This is a genomic window from Fibrobacter sp. HC4 (assembly GCF_023373925.1).
Classification (GTDB): Bacteria; Fibrobacterota; Fibrobacteria; order Fibrobacterales; family Fibrobacteraceae; genus Fibrobacter.
This window is the reverse complement of the sequence record NZ_JALCZV010000004.1, coordinates 122,069-140,467: the sequence shown is the minus strand read 5'-3', so window position 1 is coordinate 140,467 and position 18,399 is coordinate 122,069. Positions and strand designations below refer to the sequence as shown.

Here is an 18,399-nt window from a genome sequence, read left to right as displayed (position 1 = left end):
CAATATAAATAATCATGGGACAAAAGTCAAGTATTTTGGGACAGGATGTTTGCTGTTATTGCGTCTCGGGTTTTACAATGTACATCGCTACACTTGTCTATCTCACCTGTACTTGCATGCTTCTATTGACCCGGGAGCCATTGTTGGAAAGGCCGCGGATATTCACTAGGTAGGAGCCTCTGCTATAGTCATTCAGGTTTACAATGGCGGAGCCGTTTACGGAAACGATTGACTTGGAAGTCATTAGGTGTTTGCCGCTCAAATCCGTCACGCTGATTGCAACGTTGCGGGGCAATCCGTAAAGATGGACGATGTTGTTCTGGATGGCGACATGGAATGCTTTTTGGTTCAATGCGGCAACGGATGTGACATCGCCATCGTCATCGGGTTCTTCTCCTACCACGGTAATGATTCCACTCTTGACATAGGCTTCTCCTACGCCACCAATAGAAGTGACTAAAAATGCGTACTCACCAGGCTCGTCATTTACTGTGCCGCTAATCGAAACTTTCTTGTTTATGTTGTCTGTGTCAACAAGTAATCCTTCGGGAAGTCCAGTCACTTCAACGGTTTTCGCATTTTCCCAGGTGTAGCAAAAGTCGACAATGGCGGCACCTTTTTCTACAGTTTGCTTGGAACTTCCTGCGCCACACTTAGCAATGGTGGTTACACCGGGTTCCGGATCCTGTGCGGATACTGCAGCCAATTTCTGGGTAACGCCGATCTTGCGGGAATAGGTGTCGCCGGCATTGTCCTTCAGGGTAAAGGTAATGTAGCCAACGCCTGCAAAAGTGTCGGACAGTTTCACGGTCATCTTGGATCCGCTTACAGTTGCTGTGACACCGCTTGGAATATTGCTCAAGGTATAAGTGCCGCCATCGTAGCCTTTGGTGTACTGCGAAAGATCGATGGTCTGGGTTTCGCCTTTTTCGAAGGTGAAGTTTGCGTGGGCTAGCCATTCCAGGTAGCGTTCCAGTTCCGTCCAGCCATCGCCGAGACGATCCTTGTTGGCGTCGCTGAAGTCTCCCTTTGCCGAAGCTGCGTTCAGACCGTACATATTTTCCCACCAGTCCGGAAGGCCGTCAGCATCGGAGTCAAAATCATTTGCCATGCTTACGCTAGGATAATTTTCCAGGCCGCCCACGTCGCTTTCGCGGTCAGGAATGCCGGGCTTCTTGCCGACGGAACCGGTGTACTTGTAAGTGCCGGTCTTGACTTCGTTAATCATGCGGGAATCGTGATCGTCAATGACGGTGCGGTTCAGGCCCACATCGCTAAGCACGTCCTTATAGGCGGCCTTTGCGCTCTGGATGGTGGCGTAGGAATCAAAGTAAGGCTTGTTGACGAATACAGTCCAGTTCAGCACTTGCTTATCGTACTTCTGGTATTCGCGACCACAGTTGTCGTTGGTGCCATCGCATGTGAAGGAACCGTTAGCAGCCTGCAGCACATTGTTATGGTAGTAGTATTCCTGGGTTCCGCCGCCGGTTCCTTCCAGCTGGGCACGGAGCGTGTAGCCGTGCAATGTGGTGGCAGCGCCTTCCTTATAGTAATTGCCCACGAAGTTCACATTGTGGGCGCCGCCATCGGTTACGCGGTCCACCCAGTTGTAAACCACATTGTTGAAAATGTCCAGCTTGCCGGCGTAATTTCCTGCGGCATCCAGGCCGCCGCCCATGCTCCAGTTGCGGCCATCATTATGAGCCAGCAGGTTGTGATGGAAACTGCCGACGTCGCCCCCGATGGTTGCGGCATACCCGTGGGCCGTTCCTGCAGGATAATTGGGGTGGCCCGCAATATTCAGCGCTTCTGAAATGAGGGTTCGTTGTAGTGTGATGTTCTTTGCTCCACGGCTGCTGAACGCTTCGTCGGTAGTCCAGCTGATGGAGGAATGGTCAATAATGCTATGGTTTGCACCAGTAATTCCCATGCCGTCAAGACCGCGGTTCTGTTCTTCGGCGGTAGCGGCATATCCGCGACGCACTCGCATAAAGCGGACAACGCAATCGTTACCGGTAATACCGAAGGGGGCGCCTGTAATAGTAATGCCCTTGCCGGGTGCCGTCTGGCCTGCTACAGTCACATAATTGCTGCTCAGTACGAGACGTGATTTTAGATTGATGACGCCACCCACCTTGAAAACGATGGTGCGGGGGCCGATATCGTTGGTAACAGCTTCGCGAAAGGAGCCTACGCCGGAATCATTCAGGTTGGTAACATAGACGATTTTTCCGCCGCGGCCGCCCACTGCATTGCGCCCATAACCTTCAGCACCATCAAAAGCCACACGGCCAATACGGAAACGCCACACGTCGCCCTTGGTGATGGTGCCGTTGGCATCCACTTCGTCAACGCGCCAGAAATAGGAGTTTAGAGGATTCGTTCCAGTGACCTCGAATGTTGTTTCGGTTTGTTCGCCTTTGTATTCTGCGCTCTTTGAAGTTGCTGCAAGTACTGCGGCAGAATCGGTACCGAAATAAACCTGATGTTTCTTTGCGGAAACTGCTGCCGTCCAGGACAAGGTCAAGTCCCCGTTATTGTGGGCGGCATGATCGTTTAAATCAGCAGGAATCGGGCCGGAAGATTGTGCTGCGGAATTGGGAACATTCAAGGCGAATCCGTTAAGAGTCACGTTGCGAAATGTTGCGCTGGATGTGCTGGGAACGAACTTGATGGTGGCGCTGCCTGCAAAAGTTACCTCAAAGGAAACGTAGGCTGTTGCAGCGTTCTCTGTGGTGAGGGCTCGATTGGATGGCTTGACGGTTATCTTTTTTGTCCCGTTGACGTAGACATCAATATTGCTGTAGTTAAAGGCTTCGGGCGCGTCCACATTGTTCAAGTAGGCGAGAAGGCTGTGAGTTCCTGCAGAAAGTCCAGAGAAAGTAAGGCTGATTTCTCCGCCGGAATTTCCGCCATCTACGGTGACGCCATCTCCAACCAACTTTGCGTAATAGGGCGACTGGATAGAAGCCTTGTACCAGTTTGTTTTTAGAGCAGTTCCCGCACTGCCCTTGTTTATGGTAATCTTGACTCCACTTAAAGTCGTGTCTTTGGAGATTGCCCCGGTAACTACCCAGGGGATGTAATTGCCCTCAGTGACTTCGGAACTATTTCGACCACTCTGGTCAAAATCTACCTTGATAGTAGGTGTTGCTGCAATGGCGGAAGCGGTTCCTGCCACAATCACGAATTTACCCAATCCAAACATTTTGCACTCCCAAAAATCCATTTCATTTGGAATTTTCTTCAAAAATATTTTCGGTCACTGCAAAATCGTATCCCTAATAAAATCAAAGAGTTGTCTATAGACTACGCGTTGTCGCTGGACAACAGAAAAATTTTGTTGAGGTGTACATGTGCGGTAATACCGAGTATCTTTAGGTTTGGGAAATCCCGGAAAATGGTGTTTGGGTTCCCAAGGGATGTTTATGAAAAGGTTTATGGTGTGTGCAGGCCTTACGCTTGTAATGGGTTTTGGTGTTGCAAACGCAACTCGTCAAATGGAAAATCTGGATCGCGGCCTGGTGGCTGTGAAGACTAGCGGGGGCGTTTACCTCAGTTGGCGCGTTTTGGGTACCGACGGCAACACCACTGGTTTTAACCTCTATCGTGATGGCGCAAAAATCGCAAGCTTCGATGGAAAAGCCGCCAGCAATTATACGGATGCTCAAGGTACAAGCGCTAGTAAGTATTATGTACGCCCGGTTGTGAACGGCGTTGAAAAATCTGCAGACAAGACTGTCTCTGTGTGGGGTTCCCAGCAGCTGGTTGTTAATCTGGATCGCCCCGCGGGTGGTTCCGATTATACTTACAGCCCTAACGATATCGCCGTAGGTGATGTAGATGGCGATGGCGAATATGAACTGATTTTGAAGTGGGATCCTAGCAATTCCAAGGATAATTCCCAGAAGGGAAAGACCGGCAACGTGTTTGTGGATTGCTATAAGTTCAATGGCAAAAAACTTTGGCGCATTGACCTAGGCGTAAATATTCGCGCAGGTGCTCACTATACCCAGATTCTGGTGGGCGACTACGATAGCGATGGCAAGGCTGAAGTGGCCATGAAAACAGCCCCTGGCACAAAGGATGGTTCCGGCAAGTACATTAGCAAGGGCGCTGCCGCCAGCGAAACAAACCACACTAAGGATTACCGCAATTCCAACGGCTACATTCTGGGCGGTAATGAATATTTGACTTTGTTCAATGGCGAGACCGGTGTGGAATTGGCTACGGTCAATTACAATCCCGCTCGCGGAACAGTTTCCAGCTGGGGCGATTCCTACGGCAACCGCGTAGACCGTTTCCTGGCAACTAACGCCTATTTGGATGGACAGAAACCCAGCATGGTTTTCCAGCGTGGTTACTACACCCGTATGGCAATTGCCGCTTACGACTGGGACGGAAAAACTTTGAGCCAGCGTTGGTATTACAATGCCGCTACCAAGGGCAGCGAATGTTACGGCATGGGCAATCACAATCTTTCTGCAGGTGATGTGGACGGCGACGGCTTCGATGAAATCATCGAAGGTGCCTGTGCCATTGATCACAATGGTAAATTCATGTATCGCACAGGCAAGGGCCACGGCGATGCCATTCATTTGGGAGACCTGGATCCGGATCACGAAGGCCTTGAAGTATGGGAAGTTCACGAAGAAAAGCCCTACGGATACGACCTGCACGACGCCCGCACCGGAGCAATCCTGTGGAGTTCCAACAGCGATGCTGATAATGGCCGTGGCCTCGCCGCCGACGTAGACAGCACTAGCCGCGGTTATGAAATGTGGAGTACTGCCGATGGCAACGTATATTCCGCAAAAGGTAAAGTTCTGGGAAGTCGCTACTCCGTCAATTTCCGCATCTATTGGGATGGCGACCTTCAGGATGAACTTTTGGATGGAAACAAGATTAGTAAGTGGAATTATTCCAGCAAGAAGTTTGGTGACTTGGTGACTTTGGAAGGCAATAGCTGCAATTCCACTAAGGCGACTCCCAACTTCAGCGGAGACCTTTTCGGTGACTGGCGTGAAGAAGTCATCCTTCACGATGGCGCTTCCAAGCTCTACGTTTATACCACGACAATTCCTACCACACATCGCCTTTATACTCTTGCCCATGACCCGATCTATCGCTTGGGAATGAGCTGGCAGAATACCGCCTACAACCAGCCGCCTCATCTCGGTTTCTGGCTGGGTGCTGGTGCCGACAAGGCTCCTACTCCGGACATTATGCTGGTGGGTGGCGAAGCTGGTCCTAGAATTCCTGCCATCCAGAAACAGGGTGCAGGCTCTAGTTTCCAGACCATTATGCTGGGCGACGCCATTACGGAATACGCCTTCGGTTACAGCAACTGCGATGGTCTTACCATCACGGGGTTGCCTGATGGTGTGACTGCAAAGCTGGATGCCACAAACTCCCGTTATGTCATTGGCGGTACTCCTACAAAAGCAGGTGTTTACGAAATCAACATTGTTACCAAGGGTGGTTCCGATGAAGTGGAACCCGCCACACGCACAGCAAGCATTACGGTTCTTGCAGAAGCAAAGATTGAAAATTCCGCAGTGAGCGTTTTGTCCAGCATAGAGGCAGGTGTCCCCACTGATGGCGTTGGCGTTTGCGAAACAACTAACGGTGGCTTTGTTGGTGACTGCTACTTCAATTTCGACAACATTGTTACCAGCTATGGCATCTGGAATTTGTATTCTCCCTCTGCCCAGGAAGGTGTCACTCTGGTTCTCCGCTATGCCCACGGCAAGACGGATACCCGCAAGATGGAACTGTTCGTCAATGATGAAAGCTATGGTGTCGCCACATTCCCGCCTACCGCAGATTGGACAACCTGGGATTCCGTGGCAATCAAGATTTCACTGAATAAGGGCGTGAATGTTCTGAAGTTGCAATCTGTTTCAGAACAGGGCGGCCCCAATATTGACCAGCTTGAATTTGACATGAAGGGCATTGTGCTTGCAACTGACGAATCCATCGTGGATGAGGATCCCTCTGAAGATTCTTCCGAAAATCCCGGTGACGATTCTGCCGGTGAAAAATCCGACGATTCTTCTGATGATTCGGAAGACCCGCAGGTGATTGCAAACTCCCTGCACCTACAAAATGCAGGAATGGCTCAAGTTCAAGTATTTGATCTGCAAGGGCACCGCGTAGCGTCTTTCAATGCAGAATATGCTGGTGAAGTTCTAAATGCCAAACCTCATATGAGTGGACTTCCTAATGGAATCTATTTCCTGCAGGCAAAAGTGAATCATCAGGTTTTGCGAATGAAAATGATTCACAATAAATAGGCACGAATTATTTTCTGCAGTAACTAATCACCGTCGTCCCAAAAGACAGTGCGGTAAGCAATAGGCCTGCCAGCACTGTTCCGTTCCAGCCCCAGAGTGTCCAGAAGGTTCCTGCCAGGAATGTTCCGAGGGAACCGCCAATGAAATAGATGGTCATGAAGATGGTGTTCATGCGGCTGGTGGCTTCGGGGCAAAGTTTCATCACGGAACTTTGGTTGCCCAGCTGGATAAACTGCATGCCGATATCGATGAGGATAATGCCTACGACGATGGCGGCGTAACTGGAATTTCCGAAGTAGAAGGTTGCCCATGCGGCTGCCATCAAAAGGCTTCCGGCGTTGCAGAATTTTTCTACACCATAACGCTTGATGTACTTGCCGATGCGAGAGACTGTTAATGCACCGGCGATACCGCAAAGTCCCAGAAGTCCAACAGCTTTACTGTCCTGGAAGAACGGCGCTTGCTTCATTCGGAAAGCGAGACATGCCCATAGCGCAAGAAAAGACCCGAAAGCGAATCCGGAGCGGATGCTGAAAATTCTTGCCTGAGGGAATCGGAGGAAAAGTTCCCCGATGGATTTCAGCATGGTGAAAAATGTGCCGCGATAGGTGGTGGGTACGTTGGGCAATGCCTTGAATACGATGGCGGTAGATATTAGCATCATGGCGGCTGCAATCAGGAACATGCTGCGCCATCCGAACCATTCCCCAATAAGACCGCTGAACACGCGGGAGGCAAGAATTCCTGTGAGGAGTCCGCTCAACACCATTCCAGTTTTCAGTTCCTTTTCGTCGGGTTTCGAAAACAGCGAAACCATGGGAATAAAAATCTGCGGCGTCACGGAGCAGATGCCTGTAACAAAGGAGCCTGCCAGAAGCATTCCTGCGTTCTTGGAAAAGTAAATGGTAATGAGGGCGAAAATCAGCAGGGAAAAATTCACCAGTACAATGTGGCGGCGGTCAATCATATCGCCCAGCGGCACAATGAAAAGCAGGCCTAATGCGTAACCCACCTGTGTTAGCACCGGCATGAGATTTACATGGAATTCCGAAATCCCCATGTCCATGCGGATCATGTTCAGCAGGGGCTGGCAATAATAAATGTTGGCCACAGAAATGCCCGCCATAATGGCAAGCATCAAAGTCAAGGAGCGGGGTATTCCTGCGTGTGGCTTAAGGGTGTACATTGAGAAACGAGATCGTCGCGGATTTTTGGAAGCAAGTTACGGACACCGCACCAGCACTTTTTTCTTTTGTAAGAAGTCAATGCATTCTTCGGCGGAGGCCTTGCTGGAGTCGAAAAGGAAAATGCGGCCGCCATCGGGGCTGCCCATTTCCTTTAGCTTCATGATTCGTACATAGCCCAGTTCCTTGCTGGCTACATAACCGGTAACGTATTCCGGGTCGTCGCTGATGCAAAGTTCTGCAACCATGCCGGGGGCGTTTGCCACCTTTGTGGCGAGAACAATGGCTTCGTTAAAATGATTCTTATTGGTGGAAGCGGTTCCGCAGGGCTCCCGGTCGTCAACAGCGTTGGTCTGCAGTGCATCCATGTAGGTGGCGCGAACCCCACGTTCCTTGTTGGGTTCCAGACGTTCACCGGTGCGGATGTCGTACAGCATGGCTCCACGCATGGAGTAGGTAGCACGGAGAAGTTCCGGCAACTTTTCGCGGACGCCTGCAGCGGCTTCTCCCACAAGTTCAAAAGCCTTATCAAGACCTTCCTGCCAAGTATTCACATCGATGCGGGTAACGGGCAGCGCATCCAAAATCTGGATGTCTTCTTCGGCAACCTTTTCGATCTTGATGTTAATCTTGTCTGGATCACCTTTAGAATGAGTCATGGCGCGGCGTACCATAGCCTGGCAAACGTATTCTACAGCATCTCGAGAAACGATGCGTTCTGCACCGGAAATATGCTGCTCGCGAATATTGCGGCTGCCGTCTGCACCAGTTTCTTCCACATCCTGGGAAGCACGCATTTTCAAACTGTAGTAATCCATAAATCTTTACTCGTGGAATTCGTCGTCGCTGACGGGGCCAGGTTCGCACTGACCGATCATCGTGATGGCTTCGCATATGCGGTCCACTTCGGATTCGCTGGTAATGAGGGGCGGCATGGTGTAAACGTAATTGCAGAAGGGACGGAGCCACACCCCAGTTTCCTTGATGACGCGGAGGATGTCGTCGCTGGTGGGAATAGCCTTCAGTTCCAAACAACCGATGGCTCCGAGAACGCGAACGTCTGCGGCGTTTTCCAGGTTGCGAAGCGGTTCCAAGTTGGCGCGGAGTCGCTTTTCGATGGCGGCTACGCGGGATGCGTAATCACGATTTTCAAACAAGTCCAGGGAGGCAATTGCTGCGGCGCAGGCCAGCGGGTTTGCCATATAGGTGGGGCCGTGCATGAATGCGGAAATCTTGCTGTTGGTAATGACGTCTGCCACCATTTCGGAAGCGACACATGCGGCCATGGTCATGTGACCGCCCGTAAGAGCCTTGCCGATAGTCATGATGTCCGGCAAAACGGCGGCGCAGTCTTCACCAGAATTGGCGCAGTCCTTGCCCGCGTCGCCCGGGGAGCTCCAGGCGTGTTCCATGCCCCAGCGGGGGCCGGTACGGTAAAAGCCTGCGGCGATTTCATCAAAGATCAGCAGAATGCCTTTTTCGTCGCAAAGCTTGCGCAGTCTCTTCAGGTAGCCTGCGTTATAAAGCCACATGCCGTTTCCGCCCTGGAAAACAGGTTCGCAGATAATGGCTGCAATTTCACCTTCGTGTTCCGCAACCACCTGCTCCATAGAGGCGAAGTCGCGGTCGTCCCATGGTTCGTCGGCGCGGCAGTTAGGGCGTTCCGCAAAATAATGCTGAGGCATGATACCGCGGAAAAGAGTATGCATTCCATCGGGATCGCTTAAGGCCATGGCTCCTGCGGTGTCGCCGTGATAGCCTCCCTTCAACGCCACCAGCTTGCATTTTTCAGGATGGCCCTTGGCGAACTGGTACTGCACTGCCATCTTGGCGGCGCACTCCACAGAAATGCTTCCGGAGTCGGCGTAGAAAATCTTGTTCAGGCCCTTGGGCAAAAACTTCACCAGACGTTCGCCCAGTTCGATGGCTGGCTCGTGGGTGAAACCGCCAAACATCACATGGCACATCTTTTCGCTTTGCTTGCGAATGGCTTCAACAATTTCGGGGCTGTTGTGACCGTGGGCTACACACCACCAGCTAGAAACGGCGTCAATCAGTTTTAAGCCGTCAGCGGTTTCGATGGTGGTTCCCTGTGCGGAACGTGCCAAAAATCTGGCCGGCGTGTTGCGTAATGCTGCATAAGGATGCCACAAGTGACCCGCGTCAAATTCAAGAAGTTCACTGGCGTTTTTCATACCCTAAATTTAGAAAATAAAGCGGTGCGTTATGGGTGCCGCTTAAGAGGTTTGCTAACTTTATGAAGTGATGAAAATGAATTCCTTTTTTAAAGTGGCTGGCCATGTTTTCGAGGTGAAGTTGAACGACGATGCTTCGCCTTTGTTCTTCGCGTCGATGGATAACTATGCTCCCTTTAAATTGGAATCTGTAGACGGTTTGCCATTAGCATTCTCGCTGGAAATTTTTACGGAAAATGTACGGGTTGATTTTGTCGAAGAGACGCGTCAGGTCGATGAAGGGCAAGAAATCATCTGCGGAAAAAATGCTGAAAGTTTGCCGACATTTGAATTTCTGTTGGGTGGAAAATCTACTGGAGTACTCGTTTGTCATGACGAATTTCAGAGCGGTTCGCTTTATGTGAATGGAACTTTGCCCGCTCATTTTCAAAAGTTCGCCTTGAACAATTCCCTGATGGTGCTGTATGCGTTGGCCACGTCCTGCAAGAATACGGTGCTGTTCCATTCGGCAGTAATTGCTCGTGAAAATCGAGGCTACATGTTCCTTGGAAAAAGCGGAACAGGAAAGAGCACTCACGCGAGAATGTGGTTGCGTCGATTCAGTAACGCTGATCTTTTGAATGACGACAATCCTGTGGTCCGTCTTGAAGAGGATGGCGTTTGGGTCTACGGAACGCCTTGGAGTGGTAAGACTCCCTGTTATAAGAATAGCAGGGTTCCGCTGGCGGGAATAGTAAACCTGAGTCAGGCTCCGCAAAATAAAATTCGCCCCATAAAGGGAATTGAAGCCTATATGGCTCTGGTGGTGAGCATTTCTGGAATGCGTTGGGATAAGAAAGTGGCCGATGGCCTCCACGCTACAGAAAACCGCCTTGCCCAGGAAGTAAAAATGTTCCATCTGGAATGCCTTCCCGACGAGAATGCGGCCGAAGTTTGCTACGGCGCCTTTACCGAGGTTTCTGCGCAGTGAACATTACGGATGAAGTTATTATAGCGGAAGCGATCCGCCTTGTAGAAAGTGGCGTGAGCGTAACGTTCCCGGTGAATGGTCGTAGCATGTTGCCCTTTATTGTGGGCGGCCGCGAAAAACTGGTTCTTGTAAAACCCGAAAACCTGAAGGTGGGCCATGTGGTGCTTGCCTTTGTTGAGGGGAACCGTTATGTGGTTCATCGGATTGTGAAAATCAGTGGTGAGAATGTAACGCTGATGGGGGATGGCAATCTGACTTTTGGGGAACGTTGCAAGTTGTCAGATGTAAAGGCCCAGGCCATCCGTGTGGTGGATGAACAGGGGCGTCACCGTTCGCTGATTTCCAGGTGGAGTCTTTTTTGTGCGAAGCTTTGGGCTTTGTGTTTGCCTATCCGCAGATACCTTTTAAAAATTTATCTTATAACTCATAAAGTTTGACTGTACTTGAGGACGTAAAATGAAAATCAAGAATGGCTTTGTTCTTCGCGATGTGTGCGGCGAAAAGGTGATTATGGGCGAGGGCCTCGGTGCCCTGGATTTTGGTCGTCTGCTTTGCCTGAATGATACCGCTGCTTTCTTGTGGAATGAAGCGTCGCAAGGCGAATTTACTGTGGATAGTCTGGCTGAAAGACTCTGCCAGGAATATGAAGTTTCCGAAGCTCAGGCCAAGGCCGATGTGTCTGCCATTGTAGCCCAGTGGCAAGAGGTTAAAGTCGTCGAATGAAATATCTGACTTGGTTGTGGCGCAATTCAAGAGGCGAACGCATGAACATGTGCGCTCGCGTCATGGCTGGCGTTTTCCAAGTGGCTTCGGGCTTGCTTACGATTTGGTTGAGCAAGACCTTTATCGATGTGACGATTCATGAAGGCTCCAATCATGATGTTGCCGTGATGGTTATGTTCCTGGTGGGAACCGTTGTGGCTGGCGTTTTGTTGCGACAGCTGAATTATTATCTGGGTATCAAGTCTTGCACTCGTGGCGTTAACTGCTTGCGTGCGGTTGTCTTTTCAAGGATTTTTTCACGGAAACTTTACGGCAAGGAAACCCTTCATTCTGGTGATGTGGCGTCCCGCGTCATGAAGGATGTGGAAACCATTTGCGATGTCACTTTTGATAAGTTGCCGCAAATGGCGGTGACTTCGATCCAGCTTGTGGGTGCCTTTTTGCTGATGCGCTGGTTTGATCCGCGGTTGGCTTGGGCCTTGCTGTTGACGACTCCTTTTGCATTGGTGCTGGGAAAACTGATTGCCCGCTGTCTGCGAAAGATGACTGCAGAAATTCGCGAAAGTGAAAGCCGCGTTCAGATGCATGTGCAGGAGTGTGCCGAGAATGACGCTCTGATCCGTTCCATGGTGAGCGAGGGATTTGTGGGCGGACTGTTGAACAATATGCAGGACTGCTTAATGGGGCGCGTTGTTGTCCGTAGCCGTTTTACGGTGATTGTCCGTCTGCTGATTGGCTTGTCTTTTGGGCTTGGTTATTTGCTGGCCTTTGTGTGGGGCGGTATTGGACTGCGAAATGGAACAATCACTTTTGGCGTGATGACTTCGTTTTTGCAATTGGTAGGTCAAATTCAGCATCCCATTTTTAATTTGCTGAATTCGGCTCCTCAGTTGATTCATGCTACGGCAAGTATTGACCGTGTTGATGAAATTATTGAAAATCGTCTGACCCAGGAATCCGCTAACCTTGACCGAGTGCAACACTCAATGGAACCGTTCCCTTCTGCAGGTGTCCGCTTTGAAAACGTTTCCTTTGCCTATGACGATGACGGTAGAAAAGTTCTAGAAAATTTGAATCTTGATTTTAAGCCTGGCAGCAAAATGGCGCTGATGGGTGAAACCGGTATTGGAAAAACCACACTCTTTAGAATCATGCTTGGTCTTGTAAAACCTGACGTTGGCAGGACTATTGTTTATTCAGGGAGCCCGGATCCTCGGGAAGTTTCTGCCGATGAATCTACCCGAAAAAATTTTGCTTATGTTCCTCAGGGTAATTCGCTGATTAGCGGTTCTCTCCGCCTGAATATGCAGATGGCAAATCCTGCGGCAACTGACCAGGAAATTTCTGCGGCGCTGCACATTGCCTGCGCAGATTTTGTAAATGATCTGCCTGATGGTCTTGATACGGAATTGGGTGAACGGGGCTATGGTCTTAGCGAAGGTCAGGCGGAACGTATCGCCGTTGCCCGCGGTCTTTTGCAAGGCGGATCCATCATGTTGCTAGATGAAATTAGCGCCGCCCTGGATGTGGATACCGAAAAGGAAATGTTCCGCCGCATCTTCGAGGCGTTCCCGCAGAAGACCATGATCTTTATTACGCACCGTGAAGAAGTCTGCAAACTTTGCGATGGCGTGATAAGGCTGTAACCTATTCGCAAAAAATTATTGCAGTATCTTAGTTAGCTTCTTGGTGGCCGGACGTTCCACCAATATATGCATTGCTGCAGATACGAGAATGCAAACGATAAATGAAATGGCGAAGTTTAAAAATCCGTTGTTGATTCCGGTCAGTTCCTGGAACTTGAAAACGGGAATCCAACAGAAGGATTGGGCCAGAAAAAAGGCGTAGGAAATCTTGCAGGCAAACTGCAGAATTTTTGAATTTTCAAGTGCTTCTGACTTGACTCCGGAAAGGCTCCACAACATCGCTGCAAATGCAGGCAATGCAATAAAATCAAAGAGCATATAGTTTCCGGGAATTCCGATTTTTAATGCGGCGGTTACCGCCACGGCATAAAGTAAAAATTCTGCTGCAAAGAATTTCCACTGCTGCAAAAATTTAAACTTGTCTGCAATAGCGTCGTTGCGTAAAGAACAGAGCATGACGCCGATGGTAAATTCAAGGCCTCTGTAGAAGGGGTTTTCGTAAATAGAAGCGGTGTGGTAGAAATGAACGATGACGGGTGCCCAGCACAGGGCCACACCGCAGAATGCGATAATCAAAATTTTTGCACGGGAGCTGATTTGCTTGGCCACTTCCTGCATCAAGGGGAATAGCAAGTAACATATCAAAAGGCACGAAATGAACCAGGTCCCGTCATTATGAGAAACCGTGAAAATGGAAGAGAACGTGGATTGAAGCCCTAGGATTTCTACGGGAGCGAGAATCAGGTTTTCTTTTAGGGATTCCTGCCCTAGAGTTACAATGAAGAGCAAGGCGAAAAAGTAGTAGAGCGGTAAAATACCGATGGCCCTTTTGAAGTAGAATTTTTTTAGGGTTGTTACCTGCATTAAGTTCGTCTGACTATGGGTCAGGTACAGAACAAAACCAGAGAGCATAAAGAACCCTGTCATGAAAACAGCGCCCATTTGAATCACGCTGTCGGCGGGACCGAAATCGCACTTCAGGAAAAGCTGTGCGTGAAAAAGGAATACGATAAAAACTGCAAGGACTCTAAAGATGTCCAGGCCTACAATACGTTTTTTGGGCATGCCCTAAATATAATCTTTTACTTAACGTTGAAGTACTCGATTTCGGGATGGCTGATGTACAGGCCGCTGACAGATGCCTGCGGGTACATGGCGCCATTTTCGGTGAGGCTGATGCCTACGCTGTCGAAATCGATGAGCTTTGCCACGTTGAAGATTTCCTTGATGTTGGGCAGTACTGGGTAGCCAACGGCGGGGCGGATGCCCTTCCAGTTGTTGTTTGCGTCCAGCTGATTGCTCAGGTATTGGGCGCCTGCTTCGGCCAAGCGGTCTGCCACAGTCTGCATCAAGAGCACATCGTAATCGCTGCCGCCCTGTTCCGCCTTCAGTTTTTCAAGACGCTTTACGAAAGTGTCGCTGACGGTAACGGCAAAGGCGCCCACGATATCGCGGAAAATCTTGTCGCCCAGAACGCTACTGAACACGCTGGCGGTCTTGGCGTCGGCGGGGGCCACATAGTCGCAGAGGGCAAGGCAGGTGCCTTCGGGATTCTGCTGACGTGCGGTGGTGACTTCAACCAGGTCGGCTGCGGTGCCGGTGCGTCCGGTGTTGAACTGGACGGTGCTATCGGTACCGGCGGCAGGGTAGAATGCCTGAACGGCTCGCAGGGCGTATTCGGGCTTGCTGATTTCTGCCAGCAGTTTTTCGGCGTCGGCCTTCAGCTTGATTGCTTCTTCGCAATCCGGCTTTACCTTCCAGGTGTAGAAGAAGTATTCCCAGCTGATCAGCGGGATGACCTTTTCCAAGGCGATAGGCGGCAACTTGCTTTCGCCCATGAAGGGGGGCTGTACCGGCTGATATTTTTCCCAGTCGCACTTGTAGCGGCGTTCCACCGGAGTGGATTCTGCAGCGGCCATGGCTTCTTCGGCAGCAGAGATGATGCCAGCCTGCTTGTCGCGAATGCGCTGCTGTTCCTTGCGGTTTTCTTCGATGGTTTCTGCGCTGGTGGAGGGATCCAGAAGTTTCTGGGCCAGGCCCGGATTGCTTGCGGCATCGCGGACGTGGAATACGGGGCCATCGTAGCAGGGAGCGATTTTTACTGCGGTGTGGGTAGGCGAAGTGGTGGCTCCGCCAACGATAATGGGAATGCGGAGTCCCGCTTCCTGCATCTTGGTGGCCACGGTGCACATTTCTTCAAGAGACGGAGTAATCAGACCGGAAAGGCTGACGATATCCGCCTTATGTTCAATTGCCGCGTTGACAATCACATCTTCGGGAACCATCACGCCCAAGTCCACCATGTCAAAGCCGTTACAGGCCATGATCACGGAGACGATGTTCTTGCCGATGTCATGGACGTCGCCCTTGACGGTGGCGATGACGATCTTGCCTCGAGAGGCGGCGCCTTCTTCCTTGCCGGCCTCGATGTAGGGCTGCAGAATTTCAACGGCCTTCTTCATGGTACGGGCTGTCTTTACCACCTGGGGCAAGAACATCTTTCCTTCACCGAAGAGGCGGCCCACTTCGTTCATGCCGTCCATCAAAGGACCCGAAATAATGTTCACCGGGCTGTCGCCACGGTTAATCAGTTCCATCAGATCCGGCTGAAGAGTGGTTGAAGTTCCCTTCAGGAGGGCTTCCTGCAAACGCTGTTCCGGAGTGGTCTGCACTGCGGCGACATCGGCACCCGCGCTTTCAGAACTAGCGGCGTTCGCGGCTCCGGCGCTTACGGCAAAAATGGCCTTGGGGTCATATTTGGCGCCACTTTCCTTGGCGGCCATCTGGGCGGCAGTCATGCGGCTTGCAATTTCGATCAGCTCTTCGCTGGATTCCGGATAGGTATTCAGCAGAACTTCGGTAATGGCCATGCGCAATTCCAGCGGGATGGTCTTGTAGTCTACGGCGGCGGCCGGATTCATGATGGCCATGCCCATGCCGTTGGGAGTTGCCAAATGCAGGAACGTAGAATGCATGGCTTCGCGGAGGTAGTTGTTTCCGCGGAAGGCAAAACTCAAGTTAGAAAGACCGCCAGAAATGCGGACTCCAGGCAGGTTGTCGATAATCCAGCGGCAAGCTCGGATAAAGTCATGGGCGTAGGCGTTGTGTTCCGCCATGCCTGTTGCTACCGTCAAGACGTTGGGGTCGAAAATAATGTCAGAAGGATCGAAACCGCACTTCTCGGTAATGAGCTTATAGGCGCGGGAAGCAATCGCTACACGGCGATCGTAATTGGTGGCCTGTCCTTCTTCGTCAAAGAGCATCACGATAACGGCGGCACCCAAGCGCTTCACCGTCATGGCGTGTTCGATAAAAGCTTCTTCGCCCATCTTCAGGGAGATGGAGTTCACGATGCACTTGCCCTGGGCGCACTTCAAACCTTCTTCGATGACTTCAAAGCGGGAACTGTCCACCATGATGGGCACGCGGCTAATGGCCGGGTCGGAAGCCAGCAAGTTCAGGAAAGTTCGCATTTCCTGCTTGGCATCCAGAAGGCCATCGTCCATGTTCACGTCAACAACCTGGGCGCCGTCTTCTACCTGCTTGCGGGCGATGTCCAGAGCTTCTTCGTAATTCTTTTCGTTGATCAGTCGCAGGAACTTCTTGGAACCTGCCACATTGCAACGTTCACCCACGGGGACGAAATCTTCGGAATTGCAGTTGTCGGCGCCATTGCTGGGGCGTACCTGATTGACCAACAGCGGTTCCAAACCGGCCAGGCGCAGCAGCGGGGATGTTGCGAATTTCGGTGCGGGTTTGCGACGTTCGTAATCGGCAGGCAGGGCATCCAGCATCTTGCGCATGGCGGCAATATGTTCGGGAGTAGTTCCGCAGCAACCGCCGATCATGTTCACCAGATGTTCGTCCATGTAAGGCGTCATGAGACGCACCATGTCTTCGGGGGTATCGTCATAACCGCCGAACTGGTTGGGGAGTCCTGCGTTGGGGTGGCAGCTCAAATAACAGGGAGCCACCTTTCCCATGCGACGCAAATAGGGAATCATGCCGTCGGCACCCAGGCCGCAGTTCAAGCCGATGCTCAAAGGCTTTGCATGCATGACGCTAATGGCGAATGCTTCTACAGTCTGGCCAGAAAGGGTTCTGCCCGAAGCGTCGCTCACCGTCATGGAAAGCATCACTTCTACCGGGCGGGGCGTTTCACCCTTGGCGATGGCTGCGGCTTCCATGGCTTCCTTGGCCTTGCTGTAAGCGCTCAAGGCTGCCTTTGCGTTCAAAGTATCGAAAATCGTTTCGATGAGAATGGCGTCGACGCCCTCTTCCAAGAGAACTTGAATTTGTTCTAGATAGGCGTCTTCCAGTTCATCGAAAGTAATGGAGCGGCTGGCGGGATCGTTCACGTCGTCGCTCATAGAAAGCATCTTGCTGGTAGGGCCCACGTCGCCTGCGATATACACCTGACGGCCATATTTTGCCATGGCCTCGTCGGCGGCCTGCCTAGCGATTTTTACGGAAGCGCGGTTCATTTCGGCGATACGATGTTCCTGATGGTATTCGTGCTGGCTCACTCTCTGGCTAGAGAATGTATTGGTGGTCAGCACGTCCACGCCGGCGTCTACATAGCGGCGCTGGATATCAAGAATGACGTCGGGGCGTTCGATGCTCAACATATCGTTGTTGGCGCCCTTGATGCCGTAGGTCTGAATGACGGAACCCATGCCCCCGTCCAGGAGCATCATTCTACTTTCAAATGCTTCACGTAAAGTCATAATTGGAATTTTAGAAAAAAGGTGCCGCTAATCCACTACTCTATAGGCATTGCCAATTACGAAAACTGAAAATAAATGATTTGTTATTGATAAAAACTATAACGCGAAATAGAAAATCCCTTTTATATATAATGTACGTCGGGCAAAGAACTGCTAACTATTATTTGAAACGCGGTCTTTGTCGCAAGCAATCACGCGAAAAAGGCAGTGTAAACCACCGTTTTTCGCCGAATCCACCGCCTTTTTCGCAAAAGATCGTCGCAGGCCGCCCCTTTCGCCTCTGCGTAAGCCTCAATTTGGCTGTCCAACCCGCCATTTCCTCTGTTTAGACCGCCACTTTCATCGTTTAACCCGCCGCTTTCGCAAGCAAATTCGCGAAAAGGCAGTGTAAACCACCGTTTTTCGCAGAATCCACCGCCTTTTTCGCAAAAGATCATCGCAGGCCGCCCCTTTCACTGCCTTTGGAATAATTTCCACCGCCAGCGGGCTGTGTAAAATGGCATCCGATTGCTGATTTGTTGACCGCGCTCACAGTTTGCTCTTGAATGGAGATGTTCCGGCCCCCTTTGAGGCGTTTTTATCCATGAGGAATCCCATTCTTTTTTTTAAAATTTGCGGTTTTTCGCCTGAAAACGCCAATTTTGTATCGAAACTTATA

The 18,399-nt window shown here is 50.9% G+C and carries 11 protein-coding genes; 5 read left to right on the top strand and 6 right to left on the bottom strand.

Going from position 1 to position 18,399, the window contains the following annotated elements:
- Positions 1 to 97: 97 nt before the first annotated feature.
- The gene (locus MMG03_RS03990) at positions 98 to 3,208 is read right to left on the bottom strand and encodes a polysaccharide lyase family 1 protein (RefSeq protein ID WP_249505664.1); all 3,111 of its coding nucleotides are present in this window, start codon (positions 3,206 to 3,208) and stop codon (positions 98 to 100) included.
- A 220-nt stretch (positions 3,209 to 3,428) separates the two neighbouring features.
- Between MMG03_RS03990 and MMG03_RS03985 the strand changes: the two genes are divergently transcribed.
- Positions 3,429 to 6,296 carry a hypothetical protein gene (locus tag MMG03_RS03985; protein WP_249505663.1) on the top strand — a complete coding sequence of 956 codons (2,868 nt, stop codon included), beginning with the start codon at positions 3,429 to 3,431 and terminating at the stop codon, positions 6,294 to 6,296.
- Positions 6,297 to 6,303: 7 nt separating this feature from the next.
- Here the strand turns inward: MMG03_RS03985 and MMG03_RS03980 are convergent, their stop codons facing one another.
- The 3 genes from MMG03_RS03980 to bioA all read right to left on the bottom strand — a co-directional run bounded on the left by MMG03_RS03980 (position 6,304) and on the right by bioA (position 9,675).
- The gene (locus MMG03_RS03980) at positions 6,304 to 7,434 is read right to left on the bottom strand and encodes an MFS transporter (protein ID WP_249505719.1); all 1,131 of its coding nucleotides are present in this window, start codon (positions 7,432 to 7,434) and stop codon (positions 6,304 to 6,306) included.
- Between the two features lie 84 nt (positions 7,435 to 7,518).
- Positions 7,519 to 8,298, bottom strand: coding sequence for a 6-carboxyhexanoate--CoA ligase (locus MMG03_RS03975; RefSeq protein WP_073161136.1), 780 nt, complete (start codon positions 8,296 to 8,298; stop codon positions 7,519 to 7,521).
- A gap of 6 nt (positions 8,299 to 8,304) precedes the next feature.
- Positions 8,305 to 9,675: an adenosylmethionine--8-amino-7-oxononanoate transaminase gene (gene bioA, locus MMG03_RS03970; RefSeq protein ID WP_249505662.1), complete on the bottom strand. Its 1,371-nt coding sequence runs from the start codon at positions 9,673 to 9,675 to the stop codon at positions 8,305 to 8,307.
- A gap of 76 nt (positions 9,676 to 9,751) precedes the next feature.
- Here bioA and MMG03_RS03965 point away from each other — a divergent pair, with 76 nt between their 5' ends.
- The 4 genes from MMG03_RS03965 to MMG03_RS03950 are packed head-to-tail and all read left to right on the top strand — an operon-like array spanning position 9,752 to position 13,014.
- On the top strand, positions 9,752 to 10,645 hold the full coding sequence (locus tag MMG03_RS03965; protein WP_199505679.1) for a hypothetical protein: 894 nt from the start codon (positions 9,752 to 9,754) through the stop codon (positions 10,643 to 10,645).
- On the top strand, positions 10,642 to 11,082 hold the full coding sequence (locus MMG03_RS03960; protein WP_249505661.1) for a S24/S26 family peptidase: 441 nt from the start codon (positions 10,642 to 10,644) through the stop codon (positions 11,080 to 11,082). Before MMG03_RS03965 ends, MMG03_RS03960 begins: the two co-directional genes overlap by 4 nt.
- 19 nt (positions 11,083 to 11,101) lie before the next feature.
- The gene (locus tag MMG03_RS03955) at positions 11,102 to 11,368 is read left to right on the top strand and encodes a PqqD family protein (RefSeq protein WP_073161133.1); all 267 of its coding nucleotides are present in this window, start codon (positions 11,102 to 11,104) and stop codon (positions 11,366 to 11,368) included.
- Positions 11,365 to 13,014, top strand: coding sequence for an ABC transporter ATP-binding protein (locus MMG03_RS03950; RefSeq protein ID WP_249505660.1), 1,650 nt, complete (start codon positions 11,365 to 11,367; stop codon positions 13,012 to 13,014). Before MMG03_RS03955 ends, MMG03_RS03950 begins: the two co-directional genes overlap by 4 nt.
- Before the next feature lie 15 nt (positions 13,015 to 13,029).
- Here the strand turns inward: MMG03_RS03950 and MMG03_RS03945 are convergent, their stop codons facing one another.
- Positions 13,030 to 14,079, bottom strand: a complete 1,050-nt coding sequence (locus MMG03_RS03945; protein WP_249505659.1) for an acyltransferase — start codon at positions 14,077 to 14,079, stop codon at positions 13,030 to 13,032.
- 17 nt (positions 14,080 to 14,096) lie between these two features.
- Positions 14,097 to 17,741 (bottom strand): methionine synthase, encoded by a 3,645-nt coding sequence (metH, locus tag MMG03_RS03940; protein ID WP_073234281.1) that lies wholly within the window; start codon positions 17,739 to 17,741, stop codon positions 14,097 to 14,099.
- Positions 17,742 to 18,399 lie beyond the last annotated feature (658 nt).